The sequence below is a fragment of the Streptococcus sp. FSL R7-0248 genome (assembly GCF_037967965.1).
Taxonomy (GTDB): Bacteria; Bacillota; Bacilli; order Lactobacillales; family Streptococcaceae; genus Streptococcus.
This window is the reverse complement of the sequence record NZ_CP150201.1, coordinates 930102-945857: the sequence shown is the minus strand read 5'-3', so window position 1 is coordinate 945857 and position 15756 is coordinate 930102. Positions and strand designations below refer to the sequence as shown.

At 40.4% G+C, this 15756-nt stretch carries 16 protein-coding genes; 8 read left to right on the top strand and 8 right to left on the bottom strand.

What is annotated here, in order from left to right; genetic code table 11:
* Window positions 1-5: 5 nt before the first annotated feature.
* The 4 genes from NYE32_RS04620 to NYE32_RS04605 form a co-directional block, all read right to left on the bottom strand.
* Entirely contained in the window at window positions 6-752 is a 747-nt protein-coding gene (locus tag NYE32_RS04620) for an NADPH-dependent oxidoreductase (RefSeq protein ID WP_048675063.1), read from the bottom strand.
* A gap of 109 nt (window positions 753-861) precedes the next feature.
* Window positions 862-3546: a cation-translocating P-type ATPase gene (locus NYE32_RS04615; RefSeq protein ID WP_339157109.1), complete on the bottom strand. Its 2685-nt coding sequence runs from the start codon at window positions 3544-3546 to the stop codon at window positions 862-864.
* Window positions 3547-3810: 264 nt separating this feature from the next.
* The gene (locus NYE32_RS04610; protein WP_073686299.1) at window positions 3811-4197 is read right to left on the bottom strand and encodes a DUF1934 domain-containing protein; all 387 of its coding nucleotides are present in this window, start codon (window positions 4195-4197) and stop codon (window positions 3811-3813) included.
* A gap of 92 nt (window positions 4198-4289) precedes the next feature.
* Complete coding sequence (locus tag NYE32_RS04605) at window positions 4290-5147, bottom strand: GNAT family N-acetyltransferase (protein WP_339157108.1); 858 nt, start codon at window positions 5145-5147, stop codon at window positions 4290-4292.
* A gap of 178 nt (window positions 5148-5325) precedes the next feature.
* Here NYE32_RS04605 and yidA point away from each other — a divergent pair, with 178 nt between their 5' ends.
* Both yidA and NYE32_RS04595 read left to right on the top strand, forming a co-directional pair.
* On the top strand, window positions 5326-6135 hold the full coding sequence (yidA, locus tag NYE32_RS04600) for a sugar-phosphatase (protein WP_339157107.1): 810 nt from the start codon (window positions 5326-5328) through the stop codon (window positions 6133-6135).
* Window position 6136: 1 nt separating this feature from the next.
* Window positions 6137-7351, top strand: a complete 1215-nt coding sequence (locus NYE32_RS04595; protein ID WP_339157106.1) for an aminoacyltransferase — start codon at window positions 6137-6139, stop codon at window positions 7349-7351.
* Between the two features lie 51 nt (window positions 7352-7402).
* Here the strand turns inward: NYE32_RS04595 and NYE32_RS04590 are convergent, their stop codons facing one another.
* The 4 genes from NYE32_RS04590 to yycF are packed head-to-tail and all read right to left on the bottom strand — an operon-like array spanning window position 7403 to window position 10680.
* Window positions 7403-7762, bottom strand: coding sequence for a YbaN family protein (locus tag NYE32_RS04590; protein ID WP_037597735.1), 360 nt, complete (start codon window positions 7760-7762; stop codon window positions 7403-7405).
* A 59-nt stretch (window positions 7763-7821) separates the two neighbouring features.
* Window positions 7822-8634 carry an MBL fold metallo-hydrolase gene (locus tag NYE32_RS04585; RefSeq protein WP_339157105.1) on the bottom strand — a complete coding sequence of 271 codons (813 nt, stop codon included), beginning with the start codon at window positions 8632-8634 and terminating at the stop codon, window positions 7822-7824.
* A 5-nt stretch (window positions 8635-8639) separates the two neighbouring features.
* A complete protein-coding gene (gene vicK, locus NYE32_RS04580) occupies window positions 8640-9980 on the bottom strand; it encodes a cell wall metabolism sensor histidine kinase VicK (RefSeq protein ID WP_013990681.1) in 1341 nt (446 codons plus the stop codon).
* Window positions 9973-10680: a response regulator YycF gene (gene yycF, locus NYE32_RS04575; protein WP_002884978.1), complete on the bottom strand. Its 708-nt coding sequence runs from the start codon at window positions 10678-10680 to the stop codon at window positions 9973-9975. Before yycF ends, vicK begins: the two co-directional genes overlap by 8 nt.
* A gap of 285 nt (window positions 10681-10965) precedes the next feature.
* Here yycF and NYE32_RS04570 point away from each other — a divergent pair, with 285 nt between their 5' ends.
* The 6 genes from NYE32_RS04570 to NYE32_RS04545 all read left to right on the top strand — a co-directional run bounded on the left by NYE32_RS04570 (window position 10966) and on the right by NYE32_RS04545 (window position 15755).
* Window positions 10966-11733, top strand: a complete 768-nt coding sequence (locus NYE32_RS04570) for an amino acid ABC transporter ATP-binding protein (RefSeq protein WP_038675884.1) — start codon at window positions 10966-10968, stop codon at window positions 11731-11733.
* Between the two features lie 9 nt (window positions 11734-11742).
* Window positions 11743-12576 carry a transporter substrate-binding domain-containing protein gene (locus NYE32_RS04565; protein ID WP_037611665.1) on the top strand — a complete coding sequence of 278 codons (834 nt, stop codon included), beginning with the start codon at window positions 11743-11745 and terminating at the stop codon, window positions 12574-12576.
* Window positions 12577-12593: 17 nt separating this feature from the next.
* Window positions 12594-13292 (top strand): amino acid ABC transporter permease, encoded by a 699-nt coding sequence (locus NYE32_RS04560; RefSeq protein ID WP_002886251.1) that lies wholly within the window; start codon window positions 12594-12596, stop codon window positions 13290-13292.
* Between the two features lie 11 nt (window positions 13293-13303).
* Window positions 13304-13954, top strand: a complete 651-nt coding sequence (locus tag NYE32_RS04555; protein WP_002886253.1) for an amino acid ABC transporter permease — start codon at window positions 13304-13306, stop codon at window positions 13952-13954.
* Between the two features lie 188 nt (window positions 13955-14142).
* Window positions 14143-14910, top strand: a complete 768-nt coding sequence (locus tag NYE32_RS04550; protein WP_151405000.1) for an amino acid ABC transporter ATP-binding protein — start codon at window positions 14143-14145, stop codon at window positions 14908-14910.
* Window positions 14911-14921: 11 nt separating this feature from the next.
* Window positions 14922-15755, top strand: a complete 834-nt coding sequence (locus NYE32_RS04545) for a transporter substrate-binding domain-containing protein (protein WP_339157104.1) — start codon at window positions 14922-14924, stop codon at window positions 15753-15755.
* The last annotated feature ends 1 nt before the right edge of the window (window position 15756 follow it).

Below are 15756 nucleotides of genomic sequence, written 5' to 3'. Positions count from 1 at the left end.
TTTTTTTAGTCGATGAAAAATCCCTGCTTTTGAAGATCCTTCAAGGTATTAGCACGATTGGCAACGGATTTATCCATGGTCTTAGCAATCTGAGTCGTAAATTCATCAACCCTATTATTGAGATCGCGGAGATCATAATACTCATGGACTTCAGCGTCGTAATCTTTTAGCTCCTCCAAGGGATTTTCTAAATCCTGATAATAATTTTCCATATGGATAACGTGACGTGGCAAACGAGGTTTAAGCTGTGGTTCCTGATCTGGCCAACCAACTGCTAGGCCTACTGCTGGATAGACATACTTTGGAAGTTTGAGAAGCTCCGAAAGCTTGGCATTATCATTCAAGATACTACCCAAATAAACTGTTCCCATGCCTAAACTCTCAGCAGCTACTACCACATTTTGAGCAGCAATCATTGCATCTGAAAAGGCCGAGATAAAGCGTTCGGGACTACCTTGCACCAAGGCTTCAGCGCCCTTTGCCTCTGCAATCAAAGTATTACGTCTTTGGTCTACAACAAATACAAAAAGATGCCCAGCATTTGGAATATAAGGCTGATTCGCAATTTCAGCAATTTCTTCCTTCAATTTTTGATCAGTAATACTGATAATCGAATAGGATTGTCTAAAATTACTAGTTGCCGTATGTCTGGCCACATCAACCAGAAGGTCAACTTCTTCCTGTGTCAAAGCTAGAGGTTTAAATTGACGGATGCTGCGGTGATTGAGTTGTGTCTTAATGGTCTCGTTCATGGCCTTCTCCTTATCTTGTGATCATTTCTCTTCAATTATAAACAAGACTCCTCCTGAATTCAAGATGTGATAAGAAAAAGCCAGAGACCATTATCTCTGACTTTATGTTTTAAATAGCGTCTTTATCCTTACCAAGGGCACGTTGAATAGCTTTGACTAATTCAACCAATACCACAATCAAGAAGGAACCTACAATAACCGCAAGCCATTGTGTCAGACTAAGGTGTGACACATGGAAAAGGTTATTAAATCCAGGAACTACGATAGTTGCCATCAAAAGAACGAAGGCTACTGGAATTGCCCAGTTGAAAGTCTTGTTTCTAAAGAGACCAACTTTAAAGACTGATTGATAAACTGATTTAACGTTAAAGGCATGGAGCAACTGGATTAATCCAAGTGTGGCAAAGGCCATTGTAAGGGCATCCGCATGAATTTCTGCTTGCGTATGGTGCTCTGGGAAGGTAAGGCCCCAACCATATACTGCAAGAACAAGGATAGTTTGGAAGACACCTTGATACATAATCGCTCCGAAGACACCACCATCAAAGAAGTTTGATTGGCGACCACGAGGTTTGTGAGTCATAATACCTGGTTCAGCTGGTTCAACACCAAGAGCAATGGCTGGAAGGGTATCAGTGACTAGGTTAATCCAGAGAAGGTGTACTGGTTGAAGCACATCCCAACCAAACAGTGTGGCAAAGAAGATAATGAAAACTTCGGCCATGTTGGCTGACAAGAGGTATTGGATTGATTTTTGAATATTTGAGAAGACCTTACGTCCTTCTTCTACGGCAACGATAATTGTCGCAAAGTTATCATCGGCAAGAACCATATCTGAAGCTCCCTTAGAAACCTCTGTACCTGTAATTCCCATACCGATACCAATATCAGCTGTTTTAAGTGATGGCGCATCATTAACCCCATCACCTGTCATAGCAACAACCTTGCCATCATTTTGCCAAGCCTTGACGATACGAACCTTGTGTTCAGGAGATACACGCGCATAGACAGAGTACTGTTTGAAGACTTTCTGGAATTCTTCATCAGAAAGCTCATTAAGCTCAGCGCCAGTAAAGACATGATCTTCCGTATCATTTGGATCGATGATACCGAGACGCTTGGCAATGGCTTCTGCCGTATCTTGGTGGTCACCTGTAATCATAATTGGACGGATACCCGCTTCTTTAGCGACACGAACAGCTTCTGCCGCCTCAGGACGTTCTGGGTCAATCATTCCGACCAAGCCTGAGAAAATCAAATCAGACTCAACAACCTCAGATTCCAAGGTAGGAATCTCATTCGTTGTCTTATAAGCCATCATCAAGACACGAAGAGCTTGTTTTGCCAAGTCCTTATTAGTCGCAAGGATAGCTTGTTTATCTTCATCCGTGATAGGACGAACCTCACCATTGATTTCAATACGAGTCACACGTTTGAGCAATTGGTCAGGCGCACCCTTGACGGCGATAAAGTATGAACCGTCTGCTTCCTTATGGATGGTAGACATGAGCTTACGGTCTGAGTCAAATGGCAACTCCGCCACACGTGGCTCTGATTTCAAGACTTCACGAACGTCAAAATTGTGGTCCAAACCAAACTGTACCAAAGCAGTCTCTGTTGGATCACCGATTAGTTTACCATCTGGGTCTACCTTAGTATCATTAGCAAAGTTCATAATACGAAGGGTTGTATTGTCAGCACCAAGTTCCGTAGAAGCGTTTTGCAATTGACCGTTTGTATAGACTTTTTCAACAGTCATTTGGTTCATGGTTAAGGTACCAGTCTTATCAGATGCGATAATTTCAGTTGAACCAAGGGTTTCAACAGCCGGCAATTTACGAACAATCGAATTGCGTTTAGCAAGGGTCGTTGTCCCAAGTGACAAGAGGATGGTTACAATAGCAGGCAAACCTTCAGGAATGGCAGCAACGGCTAGAGCAACGGCAACCATCAAGCCTTCAAGGGGCTGTTCGCCACGAATGAAGACACTAACCAAGAATGTCACTAAGGCAATAGCAATAATAAGATAAGTCAAAGTCTTAGACAATTGCTCCAAGCTTTGCTTCAACGGCGTTTGTGATTCATCCGCATTAGCTAGCATATCAGCAATCTTACCAACTTCAGTATACATACCAGTATTGGTAACCACTCCAGTACCACGACCGTAAGTAACGTTTGAGTTTTGGTAACCCATATTCACACGGTCACCAATTCCGGCTTCTGCTTCAACCGTCTCAGTAATATCCTTTTCAACTGGAACAGATTCACCTGTAAGGGCAGCTTCTTCAATCTTAAGTGAGGCAGCTTCGAGCAAACGCATATCAGCTGGAACAACATCACCAGCTTCAAGCAAGACGATATCTCCAGGAACCAACTCGCGTGAATCAATTTCAACAACATTGCCATCACGACGCACACGAGCCAGAGGGCTTGACATGTTTTTAAGAGCTTCAATAGCCGCTTCTGCTTGTCCTTCTTGATAAACACCAAAGGCTGCATTCAAAACAACAACGGCTAAAATAATGCAGGCATCGGTCAGACCATGCATACCTTCTGTAATAACAGAAAGGGCGGCTGCGACAAGCAAGATGATAATCATCAAATCTTTAAACTGATCGATGAATTTTGACAAAAGGCTGCGTTTTTCACCTTCATCCAGCTCGTTATAGCCATAGGCATCCAATCGTTCCTTGGCTTGTGCAGTAGACAAACCATCAATGGAAGTGTCCAAGCTTTTTAGGACTTCTTCCTCTCCTTGTGTATAAAACAAGGCTTTACTTTGTTCTTTCGACAAAATAATCTCCTCCTTCTCTATAGGGAAAAATGGCTAACAAGACTCTTTTTATATAAAAAATTATACAAAAAGAGACTTGTTTAATTAAAAACAAGTCTCGCTGTTTAAGAATATGCCGGAAATATAAAATTTCGTAATGACGACATAATCGCAACTGTTAATCAAATCTCATGATTACAGTCACCTGCTACTCCCTTATTTGTACTAAACATTTTATCATAAATTATTCTTTATTCAAGCAAAATGATTCTATTTTTTCAAAAATTAAAACCAAGAAACCTCTAATTCATAATCAGCAAAAACGTCTTCTGTTTCTGGATGTTTCAATTGATAATGAATATCAACTGTCTGTCCATTCGGGTCATGGGCGAATAGACTCGTATCTGTCAGAAAATGCTGGGTACCAAGGGGCGTCGGAATGTGGACCAAGGCAGGTACCTTAGCCGAAAAACGCATAATGGATTTAGGATTAGAAAAGCGTGTCATCACCAACTCTTCCTGATTCAACTTAATAACCACTTTTTCTTTCTCGGAATTATGGTGAACAAGATAAGTAAAATCTCCTTTTTCCATAACCTCACAAGTGTGGATTTCTTCGATAATCTCCGTTTGATTGCCTACTTTTATTTTGTTTTTAATTTTAATTTCCATTAAGTATTCCTTTCTGTTCTAAAACTATTTTTCTACTTAAGATAATAGCAACTCTATACTAAAAGAGAGTATCAGTATTGCGTCTACCATTTCTATTTCAAGTAAACCACCTGGGTTTGTTTGACAAAGCCGATATTTTCATACAAACGTTTGGCTCCAATATTGCTATCTTCTACTGCAATTTGAAAAGCCTTGTCATTTTGCTCAATGAGTTGATTGACGACTGATTTTGCCAGATAGCTTCCATAGCCCTGTCCACGATAAGCTTCAGCAATCGCAAGTCCATAGAGGTAGTTGCTATTCCCAGATAAATCGACCGTACACACTCCAATGACCTGAGCTTCTTTGAGGAGGATGTAAAGTAGGCCATCGGAATCCTTCAAGGCCTCTGTAATATATCTGCGACTCACATCGAGCGTTTCCTCTGGATCAGAAAAGGCTTGGTGGTGGAGTTGGGCTATTTCTTCTACATAAGCGGGGGCTGCTAAGAGCACCTTGACATCTGAACGAGAATCCAGAGCATATGGTGTCCTATCTCTCCCTAGCCAGGTTTCGGTCTCTTCATCCTCAACCACCCCCCAATGACTTTCCAAATCAGGATGACTATCTAGAAAAACACGCTCTGTCTGAAAGGTCACTGAGCGAAAAGGGTAAGGTGCCGTTTCCTTCTGAAATTTGTCAAACAAACTCCTCGCAATGCCTTTGCGGCGATAATCTGGGGCAACTAAAATCGCTACTTCCACATCATGGTCATCCGCATAAACCGTTAATAAACCAAGCAACTCTCCCTCTTGATAATAGAGGAAAAAGGCCGGCATATTGGGATCAAAATTAAGCATATTGGAGAGATAAGGTTCTCGAAAGGTTTGGTCATAGGCTTGACAGCTAGCAATCAATGCTTTTGCTGCCTTTCGTTCTTTTTCCGTCAATTGGTTGGTTGCTCGAATCACTCTTGTCTCTCCTTTATTAGTCTGACCTTATTTTACCAATTAAAAAGCATTTGGGCAATTTTTACCTAAACGACTTCTTTAAAGAGGCAATAATACTTTTCTCAGGAAGAACTATGACAAAGCGCCTAAATTTTAGTAAAATAGAAGGGAAACTAACTAAACGAAACAGGTAATTATTATGTCTATTAAACTTATTGCAGTTGATATTGATGGAACGCTTTTAAATAGCCAAAGTCAAGTTACACCGGAAGTCTTTCAAGCCATTCAAGATGCCAAGGCTGCTGGTGTAAAGGTTGTTATCGCGACTGGTCGTCCTATTCCTGGGGTGCTTCCTCTTCTTGAAGAACTTAACCTCAACCAAGACGGAGATTATGTTATCACCTTCAATGGTGGGCTTGTCCAAGAAACTTCTACTGGTAATGAATTAATTCGTGAGACACTCTCATACGAAGACTACCTTGACATTGAGGTTTTGGCTAACAAGCTTGGTGTTCATTCTCACGCTATTACTAAAGATGGTATCTACACAAGTAATCGCAACATTGGTCGCTACACGGTTCATGAGTCTACACTTGTTCATATGCCGATTTACTATCGTACACCTGAAGAGGTGGCTGACAAGGAATTCGTTAAGGCCATGTATATCGATGAACCTGAAATTCTTGATGCAGCTATTGCCAAACTTCCACAGGAATTTTATGACCGCTTTACTATTGTAAAATCAACACCATTTTACCTAGAAATTCTCAAGAAAACAGCCAACAAAGGAATTGCTGTAACCCATCTTGCTGAGAAACTCGGTCTTTCTAAAGAAGAAACAATGGCTATCGGTGATGAAGAAAATGACCGTGCTATGCTTGAAGTCGTTGGCTCTCCTGTCGTTATGGAAAATGGTAATCCAGAAATGAAGAAAATTGCGAAACACATCACAAAATCAAATGATGAATCTGGTGTCGCTTATGCTATTAGAAAGTGGGTTCTAGAATAATATGTATACCTATAAAACTGGACTCAGTACTTCTGAGCATGACCGTTTTGTTATAGATAGTCCTCAAACAAACTTATTACAAAGTAGTTCATGGGCTAAAATCAAGGATAGCTGGGGAAATGACCGCCTAGGTTTCTATCAAGATGGTAATCTCGTTGCTGTCGCTAGTGTCCTTATTCAGCCACTCCCTCTTGGATTTTCTATGATTTATATTCCTCGTGGACCTATTATGGATTATCAAGATAAAGATTTGCTCGCCTTTGTTATGGCTTCACTTAAAAAATATGCCAAAACAAAGCGTGCTCTCTTTGTGAAATTTGACCCAAGCCTTTTTGTGACAAAGAACCTGGTTTCACAAGAAGCTGAAATCCGTAAAGAGACTATGGCGATTGCCAAAGACATCCAGGCTCTTGGCGTTGAATGGACAGGCCTCACTGAAGATATGTCTGAAAATATCCAGCCTCGCTTCCAGGCTAACATCCATAAGGAAGATTTCACTGAAGAACAACTCTCTAAGAGCACTAAGCAGGCTGTTCGTACTGCTCGAAACAAGGGGATTTCAGTCCAATTTGGTGGCACTGAGCTTCTTGAACAATTCGCTTCTCTGATGAAGAAGACAGAGGCCCGTAAAAACATCCACCTTCGTGGAATCGATTATTATGAAAAGTTGTTGACTACTTACCCAGAGTCTTCTTACATTACACTCTCAACACTAGATTTACCAGCCCGTCTCAAAGACCTCAATAAGCAACTCGAAAAGAACATTGCTGATGCAGCCAAGTTTACTGAAAAAACTAAACCAGGAAAAATCGAGAACAATAAACAAGAATACAAAAGACTAAAAGAAGAAATTGACTTCCTTCAAGAAAAGGTTGATGCTGGAAATAAGACGGTCCCACTCTCAGGTACACTCGTTCTTGAATTTGGCAAGACATCTGAGAATATCTATGCAGGAATGGATGAAGACTACCGCCGTTATCAACCGGCTATCCTGACATGGTATGAGACAGCTAATCACGCTTTCGAGCGTGGTGCCGAGTGGCAAAACATGGGAGGAATTGAAAATTCGCTTGATGGTGGCTTGTACAATTTCAAGTCAAAATTTAACCCACGCATTGAACAATTTATTGGGGAATTTAACCTTCCAGTTAGCCCTCTTTACGGACTAGCCAATTTTGCCTATAAACTCCGTAAGAAATTACGTAGCAAACATTAATAATATATAAAATGAGACTCCATCTTGGAAGTCTCATTTTTTGATAATATCTTAGTCTTTATCAGGAATAACCTTAAATAAATAATAGGTGATGAAGACTGTCAAGCAAAAAAGTCCGATTTTCACCCAAAGGATAGGTGCAAAAAAGATTGAAATTCCCATCAAAACATAGATTTGGATGATAATCTTTTTCTTTCGTTCTTTGGCAATGGATTTGGTTTCTCTAAAATCGGCTACATAACTTTGATATAGCTTAGTATGATATAACCATTTCTCAAAACGTTTAGAACTTCTAGCAAAGCAAGCAATGGCTAAAAGTAGAAATGGTGTTGTAGGTAAGATTGGAAGCGGAATTCCAAGAATTCCCAAACCTAACGACAACATTCCTAGAGAGAGATAAATTACTTTCATGAATACTTTCCTTTTAAAAAGCTGCACTAAACGCATTAGTGTAGCTCTTTTGCTATGTTTTAAATATCTGTCAGTGGTGTCGCTGTGTCTGGTGAGGTATCATAAACCTTGAAGTCAGTTCCAACACCAAAGTCAGCACGTGCCAGCTGATTTTCCATCGTCATGTGGGCCAACTCCTTGATATTATTTTCTTTAGAAAGGTGACCCAAGTAGATCTTTTTAGTTTTGTTACCTATGGTACGAATCATAGCATCCGCTCCATCTTCATTACACAAGTGACCTTGATCAGAGAGGATACGTTGCTTAGTTGACCAAGGATATGAACCTGCTCTGAGGATTTCAATATCATGATTGGACTCAATCAGATAGCCATCAGCATTCTCAATAATACCTGCCATACGATCAGAAACATAACCCGTATCCGTCAGCATGACAAAACTTTTTCCATCTTTCATAAAGCGATAGAACTGTGGATCAATAGCATCGTGACTAACTCCAAAAGACTCAATATCAATGTCTCCAAAGGTCAGAAGCTTGTCACGAGAAAAAACATGTTTCTGGCTATTATCAATCTTGCCAAGCATATTTTTACTTTCCATAATTTGCCAGGTTTTCTCGTTGGCGTATATATCCATGCCATATTTACGAGCTAAAACGCCTACACCATGGATGTGATCCTTGTGTTCATGCGTTACTAAGATTGCATCCAAATCACTCGGATCACGATCAATCTCAGCTAGCAAACTTGTGATTTTCTTACCAGACAAACCAGCATCTACAAGAATCTTCTTCTCTGGAGTTTCCAAGTAAAAGGAATTACCAGTTGACCCTGAAGCCAAAATACTATATTTAAACCCTAAATCTGAGGTCATTTTTACTACATCTCCCATTCATCAACCATCATGGCATCCTTGTCATATGGAAGCACAATTGTAAAAGTTGAACCCTTACCATACTCACTCTTAGCCCAAATAAAGCCCTTATGTTGTTTAATAATTTCTTTTGCAATGGACAAGCCTAGACCAGTTCCACCTTGGGCACGACTTCTAGCCTTATCAACACGGTAAAAACGGTCGAAAATCAGAGGCAAATCTTTCTTAGGAATACCCAAACCTTGGTCAGAAATAGAAACGATCAACTGTGAATCAGTTGTCTTCATAGACACTGTAATCTTACCACCATCAGGCGAATACTTGATAGCATTATTAAGAATATTATCCACGACCTGGGTCATCTTATCTGTATCAATCTCCACCCAAATTGAGTTTACCGGATAATCGCGAATGATTTCGTAAGTTTTACCTGTATTGGTTTCTTGACTTTTAATCTGATCAAAACGATTCAAGATATAGGTCATGAAGGCCGTGAAATTGGTCATTTCAACATCAAGTTGAGTACTCTTATTATCAATACGTGACAGTGCCAAGAGGTCAGAAATCATTCGCATCATACGATTGGTCTCATCCAAAGAGACTTTGATAAAGTTAGGAGCAATCTCTTCATCGAGAGCACCATCATCAAGTGCCTCCAGATAGGATTTTACAGAAGTCAAAGGTGTACGTAACTCATGACTAACGTTTGATACAAAGAGACGGCGTTCACGCTCTTCTTTTTCCTGCTCAGTAGCATCATGAAGAACGGCAACCAGACCTGAGATAAAGCCTGATTCTTTACGAATAAGGGCAAAGTTAACACGTAAGGTCACAAACTCATCATTGGCATCTCGACGTGACAAATGAATTTCAGGAGTCTTAGAGAGCAATTCACTATAAGTATAGGGATTTTCACCATCTAATAAATCTAAAATGGACATCTGTGTCGCTGTTTCAAAATCTAGATTCAACAAACGCTGAGCTGTGCTGTTAATCATGGTAATTTGACCACGTCGATTAGTCGCAATGACTCCATCACTCATGTAAGAGAGGACTGATGATAAGCGGTTTTTTTCCTGGGCTAGATTTTCATGCGTCAAACGAAAGACGTCCGATAAATCATTCAAGCTGTCAGCTAGCTCTAAAAGCTCTGGATCACCCTTTAAGCGTAACTCCTCGTTATAGTTACCTGCCATTAAGGACTTGACCCTCTTGGTCAACTTTCGAATATTTTTGACTCGTCGATAATCACGATATGCAAGAAAAATAAAGTAGAAAGCCACAAAGAGGAGCGTAAAGAGTAAGGCTAGTTCAAAGCTTGTGATGTTTAAGCCAATACTAGTCATAATTCTTCATATAATAACCAACACCACGACGCGTCAAAATATATTCAGGACGACTAGGTGTATCTTCAATTTTTTCACGGAGACGACGAATGGTTACGTCAACCGTACGAACATCACCAAAATAGTCATAACCCCAAACAGTTTCAAGTAAATGCTCACGCGTCATCACTTGTCCCATGTGAGTTGCCAGATGGAAAAGCAACTCAAATTCACGGTGTGTGAGCTCAACTTCATTTCCACGTTTTTTAGCAACAAACGCATCTGGAACAATAATCAACTCACCAATTGAAATCTCCTGCTTGCCAGAGTTAGAACTTTCCTCTGCTGCTGTTTCAATAGTCTCTGTACGACGCAAGTGAGCTTTGATACGTGCCAACAATTCACGATTAGAAAATGGTTTCGTCACATAGTCATCTGCCCCAATTTCTAGCCCGATAACCTTATCAAACTCGCTATCCTTAGCTGAAAGCATGATAATCGGTGTGTGACTTGTCTTTCGAATTTCTTTAGCAACTTCTAAGCCATCTAGTTCAGGCAACATCAAGTCCAGGATGACCAAGTCTGGTTTTTCAGCTTCAAACTGCTCCAAAGCTTCACGACCATCAAAGGCTGTAACCACTTCATAACCTTCTTTAGTTAGATTAAACTTGATGATATCCGAGATTGGTCTTTCATCATCAACTACTAGAATTTTTTTCATATAAACACCTCATCGGTTTTCTTAAGTCATTCAATTTTGTAAAGTAGAAAACTTTACGTATCAAACATATTATACCAAAAAATAGGTTAAGGACCAAGTTTCTACTATAGATATTAAGCTGATATACAAGCTTTCCTTGTTTTTTGAGGTAGCTTTGCTATCTGTAATCTGTTAAATGACGAACATTATGATTGAATTTTCAAACATTTTTGACATTTTACTATATCTATAGTAAAATACACTCTTGTTGTTACATATATTAATGTAAAATTTTAGGAGGCTCTTATGGCACTTATCGAATTTAAAAATGTCAATAAATACTACGGAGATTATCATGCACTTCGTGACATTAATCTAGAAATTGAAAAAGGACAAGTTGTGGTTCTCTTGGGACCTTCTGGGTCTGGGAAATCTACCCTTATCCGTACAATCAACGCCTTGGAATCCATTGATAACGGTACACTTATCGTTAACGGACATAATGTGACGGAAGCTTCTGCCAAAGATTTGGTTGAGCTTCGTAAGGAAGCAGGGATGGTATTCCAACACTTTAACCTCTACCCGCATAAAACCGTTCTTGAAAATGTAACCTTGGCACCTATCAAGGTTCTTGGAATCAGTAAGGCAGACGCCGAAAAGACTGCTGAAAAATTCCTTCGCTACGTTAACATGTGGGACAAGAAAGATTCTTATCCAGGCATGCTTTCTGGTGGGCAAAAACAACGTATCGCTATTGCCCGTGGTCTTGCTATGAACCCTGAGCTCTTGCTCTTTGACGAACCAACGTCAGCCCTTGACCCAGAGACTATCGGTGACGTGCTTGCGGTTATGCAAAACCTTGCCAAAGGTGGTATGAACATGGTTGTCGTAACCCACGAAATGGGCTTTGCCCGCAGTGTGGCTGACCGTATCATTTTCATGGCTGAAGGTCAGGTTCTTGTAGACACTACGGATGTGGATGGTTTCTTCGACAATCCAACTGAACCTCGTGCAGTTCAATTCCTTTCTAAGATTATCGACCACAACTCTGATCGTGTCCAAGTGGATGCCTAAGGAGGACTTATGTTAATCAAGAAACTTAGTCGCATTTTAGCTATCTCTGTTATAGCTTTTCTAGCAGTTCTCCTCTGGAACACTAAAAGTAGTCAGGCAGATGAAAGCAGTAAACTACTCAATAGTGCTGCAATTCAAAAAATTGTCAAAAAAGGGACACTAAACGTTGGTGTCAAACAGGATGTCCCAAACTTTGGTTACTATTCAGCCAAAACTAATACCTATCAAGGGATGGAAATTGACCTCGCTAAGAAAATTGCCAAAGAACTTAAGGTTAAGGTGAATTTTACAGCGGTTACCCCACAAACTCGTGAAGCCCTTATGGATAACGGAACTATTGACATGCTTATCGCTACTTATACCATTACAGATGAGCGTAAGGCTTCATATGCCATGTCAAATCCTTACTACTACGACCAAATCGGTTTCCTCGTTCAAACCAAATCTGGCTATAAGAAACTTTCTGACCTAAACGGTAAAACTATTGGAGTGTCTCAAGGGTCATCTGCCAAAGCTGCTGTTGAAGAGTACGCTTCAGCTAATAACCTTAAGTTTGACTACGTTCAACTTGGATCTTATCCTGAGTTAGCCGTATCACTCTATGCTTACCGTATTGACGCCTTTGCTGGTGATAAATCAATCTTGTCAGGTTACGAAAGTGATAAAACCAAGATCCTTGATGAAGGTTTCAAAACACAAGAGTACGGTATTGCTTCAAGTAAGTCTAACCAAGAGTTGATTGATTATACCAACGATTTGATTGCTAAATGGCAAAAAGATGGTAGCCTTCAAAAACTCTACGATAAGTATCACTTGAAACCAGCTAAGGCTGAAGATAAATAGAAAGGAGTCCTGAATTTATGTATCTTTTAACTGAAACGGCTAGTCCTTTCGCTCTTGAACGTTGGGCTGCTTTCTTCGCTAACTTTGGGCAATTTGCCAAAGGTTTCTTTTACACCCTTGGCATTTCAATTGGTGCCTTGATTGTAGCTCTTCTTCTTGGGCTTATCTTTGGAGCTATGAGTTCGACTCACAACAAGGTCCTTCGTGGCATTTCACGTGTTTATGTCGAAATCTTCCAGAACACACCCTTGCTTGTGCAATTCGTGGTTGTCTTCTATGGGATTTCAATCTTGACTGATGGTCATGTCATGATCCCAATTTCATTGACGGCTATCCTTTGTGTGGGTGTCTACACAGGAGCCTATATCTCTGAAATTATTCGTACAGGTATCGAGGCAGTTCCTAAAGGTCAAACCGAAGCCGCTTTGTCTCAAGGATTCACCTACGCTGATACCATGCGTATCATCATCTTGCCTCAAGCAGTCCGTACTATCTTGCCACCATTGACTAACCAAGTGGTTAACTTGATCAAAAACACTTCTACAGTTGCCATCATCTCTGGGGCAGATATCATGTTCACGGCTAAGGCTTGGGCTTATGATACCACTAACTATGTGCCGGCCTTTGCTGGGGCTGCCTTCCTCTACTTTATCATGTGTTTCCCTCTAGCTACTTGGGCACGTCGTAAAGAAGAAGAGAATAAGAAAGCTTACTAAGGAGGTCCACTATGTCAGAAGTTTTATCAGCTACTAACCTTAAATTCTTGGCACAAGGGATGTGGACGACTCTTTACTTGTCTTTCTTCATCATCGTGCTATCTACCCTGTTCGGAACTATTCTGGCGGTAATGCGTAACGGAAAGAATCCTATCCTTCGTTGGATTGCTTCTATCTACGTTGAGTTCGTCCGTAATGTTCCTAACTTGCTTTGGATTTTCATTATCTTCCTGGTCTTCCAACTCAAGTCAACCGCTGCAGGGATTACCTCTTTCACGGTCTTTACTTCAGCTGCCTTGGCGGAAATCATTCGTGGGGGATTGAACTCTATTGACCATGGCCAAACGGAAGCCGGCTTGTCTCAAGGATTTAACAACAAACAAATCTTTATTTACATCATCTTCCCACAAGCTATTCGTAAGATGTTGCCATCTATCATCTCTCAATTCGTAACAGTTATCAAGGATACTTCTTTCCTTTACTCTGTTATCGCCTTACAAGAATTGTTTGGTAAGAGTCAGATTTTGATGGGTGGTTACTACGAACCTAGTCAAATCTTTACCTTATACGGTATTGTGGCTTTAGCTTATTTCGTGGTTAACTTTGCCATCTCTAGCTACTCTCGCTACCTCTCTAAACAATGGGAGCAAGCTAGTGAATAAAACAAAAAATCACCTACGGGTGGTTTTTTGTTTGTTCATATTTATGTCAAAATAATGATTAATTATATAGCAAAACCCGAACGTTTTTGAAAGAATATTCGGAATTTTTTGACTTTCGGCTTTACTTATGCTAAAATTTAGTACATGTTAGAAAAGCTAACAACTAAATCCATTATTAGGAGGTTCTTATGGCACTTATCGAATTTAAAAATGTCAATAAATATTACGGAGACTATCATGCACTTCGTGATATCAATCTAGAAATTGAAAAAGGACAAGTTGTGGTTCTCTTGGGACCTTCTGGGTCTGGGAAATCCACTCTCATCCGTACAATCAACGCCTTAGAATCAATCGATAACGGTACGCTTATCGTTAACGGACATAATGTGACGGAAGCTTCTGCCAAAGATTTGGTAGAATTGCGTAAGGAAGCCGGTATGGTTTTCCAACACTTTAACCTCTACCCGCACAAAACCGTTCTTGAAAATGTAACCTTGGCACCTATCAAGGTTCTTGGAATCAGTAAGGCAGACGCTGAAAAGACTGCTGAAAAATTCCTTCGCTACGTTAACATGTGGGACAAGAAGGATTCATACCCTGGCATGCTTTCTGGTGGACAAAAACAACGTATCGCTATCGCCCGTGGTCTTGCTATGAATCCTGAGCTCTTGCTCTTTGACGAACCAACGTCAGCTCTTGACCCAGAGACTATCGGTGACGTGCTTGCGGTTATGCAAAAACTTGCCAAAGGTGGTATGAATATGGTTGTCGTAACCCACGAAATGGGCTTTGCCCGTAGTGTGGCTGACCGTATCATTTTCATGGCTGACGGTCAGATTCTTGTAGACACTACGGATGTGGATGGTTTCTTTGACAATCCAACTGAACCTCGTGCGGTTCAATTCCTTTCTAAGATTATCGATCACAACTCTGATAATGTCCAAGTGGATGCCTAAGGAGGTTGCCTATGATTTTCAAAAAAATCTTACGTTACCTAACTGTTGCAAGCTTGGCAATTCTCACTATTTTTCTTATCACGAGTCACAAGACTAAGGCGGAAGACACTAGTAAGCTTCTTGATAGTAAAGCAGTCCAAAAGATTGTTAAGCGAGGGACACTCAATGTCGGTGTGAAGCAAGACGTTCCTAACTTTGGTTACTATTCTGCTAAGACTAATACCTACGAAGGTATGGAAGTTGATCTTGCTAAGAAGATTGCTGATGAGTTAAAAGTTAAAGTGAATTATATCCCAGTAACGACGCAAACTCGTGAACCACTTATGGATAACGGTACTATCGACTTGCTTATCGCTACCTATACCATTAATGATGAACGTAAGGCTTCTTACGCTATCTCAACTCCTTACTACTATGACCAAATCGGTTTCTTGGTTCTTAAGGATTCAGGTATTAACAAAATCTCAGATTTGAATGGTAAGACTATCGGTGTTTCTCAAGGGGCGTCAACTAAGGCTGCGTTGCAAGAGTACGCTTCAGCTAATAACCTTAAGTTCAACTATGTTCAACTCGGATCTTTCCCAGAATTGGCTGTTTCTCTTTACGCTCACCGTGTAGATGCTTTCTCAGTTGATAAATCTATCCTCTCTGGATATGAAAGTAAGAAAACTAAAACCTTAAAAGAAGGTTTCAAAACACAAGAATACGGTATCGCTTCAAGCAAGTCTAACCAAGAGTTGATTGATTATACCAACGATTTGATTGCTAAATGGCAAAAAGATGGTAGCCTTCAAAAACTCTACGATAAGTATCACTTGAAACTAGCTAAGGCTGAAGATAAATAGA

Excerpts from the sequence above, each read along its gene's own strand:
- NYE32_RS04620 (WP_048675063.1), bottom strand. The coding sequence starts at position 752 with ATGAACGAGACCATTAAGACACAACTCAATCACCGCAGCATCCGTCAA.
- NYE32_RS04610 (WP_073686299.1), bottom strand. The coding sequence starts at position 4,197 with ATGGAAATTAAAATTAAAAACAAAATAAAAGTAGGCAATCAAACGGAG.
- yidA (WP_339157107.1), top strand. The coding sequence starts at position 5,326 with ATGTCTATTAAACTTATTGCAGTTGATATTGATGGAACGCTTTTAAAT.
- NYE32_RS04595 (WP_339157106.1), top strand. The coding sequence starts at position 6,137 with ATGTATACCTATAAAACTGGACTCAGTACTTCTGAGCATGACCGTTTT.
- NYE32_RS04590 (WP_037597735.1), bottom strand. The coding sequence starts at position 7,762 with ATGAAAGTAATTTATCTCTCTCTAGGAATGTTGTCGTTAGGTTTGGGA.
- NYE32_RS04585 (WP_339157105.1), bottom strand. The coding sequence starts at position 8,634 with ATGACCTCAGATTTAGGGTTTAAATATAGTATTTTGGCTTCAGGGTCA.
- vicK (WP_013990681.1), bottom strand. The coding sequence starts at position 9,980 with ATGACTAGTATTGGCTTAAACATCACAAGCTTTGAACTAGCCTTACTC.
- yycF (WP_002884978.1), bottom strand. The coding sequence starts at position 10,680 with ATGAAAAAAATTCTAGTAGTTGATGATGAAAGACCAATCTCGGATATC.
- NYE32_RS04570 (WP_038675884.1), top strand. The coding sequence starts at position 10,966 with ATGGCACTTATCGAATTTAAAAATGTCAATAAATACTACGGAGATTAT.
- NYE32_RS04565 (WP_037611665.1), top strand. The coding sequence starts at position 11,743 with ATGTTAATCAAGAAACTTAGTCGCATTTTAGCTATCTCTGTTATAGCT.
- NYE32_RS04560 (WP_002886251.1), top strand. The coding sequence starts at position 12,594 with ATGTATCTTTTAACTGAAACGGCTAGTCCTTTCGCTCTTGAACGTTGG.
- NYE32_RS04555 (WP_002886253.1), top strand. The coding sequence starts at position 13,304 with ATGTCAGAAGTTTTATCAGCTACTAACCTTAAATTCTTGGCACAAGGG.
- NYE32_RS04550 (WP_151405000.1), top strand. The coding sequence starts at position 14,143 with ATGGCACTTATCGAATTTAAAAATGTCAATAAATATTACGGAGACTAT.
- NYE32_RS04545 (WP_339157104.1), top strand. The coding sequence starts at position 14,922 with ATGATTTTCAAAAAAATCTTACGTTACCTAACTGTTGCAAGCTTGGCA.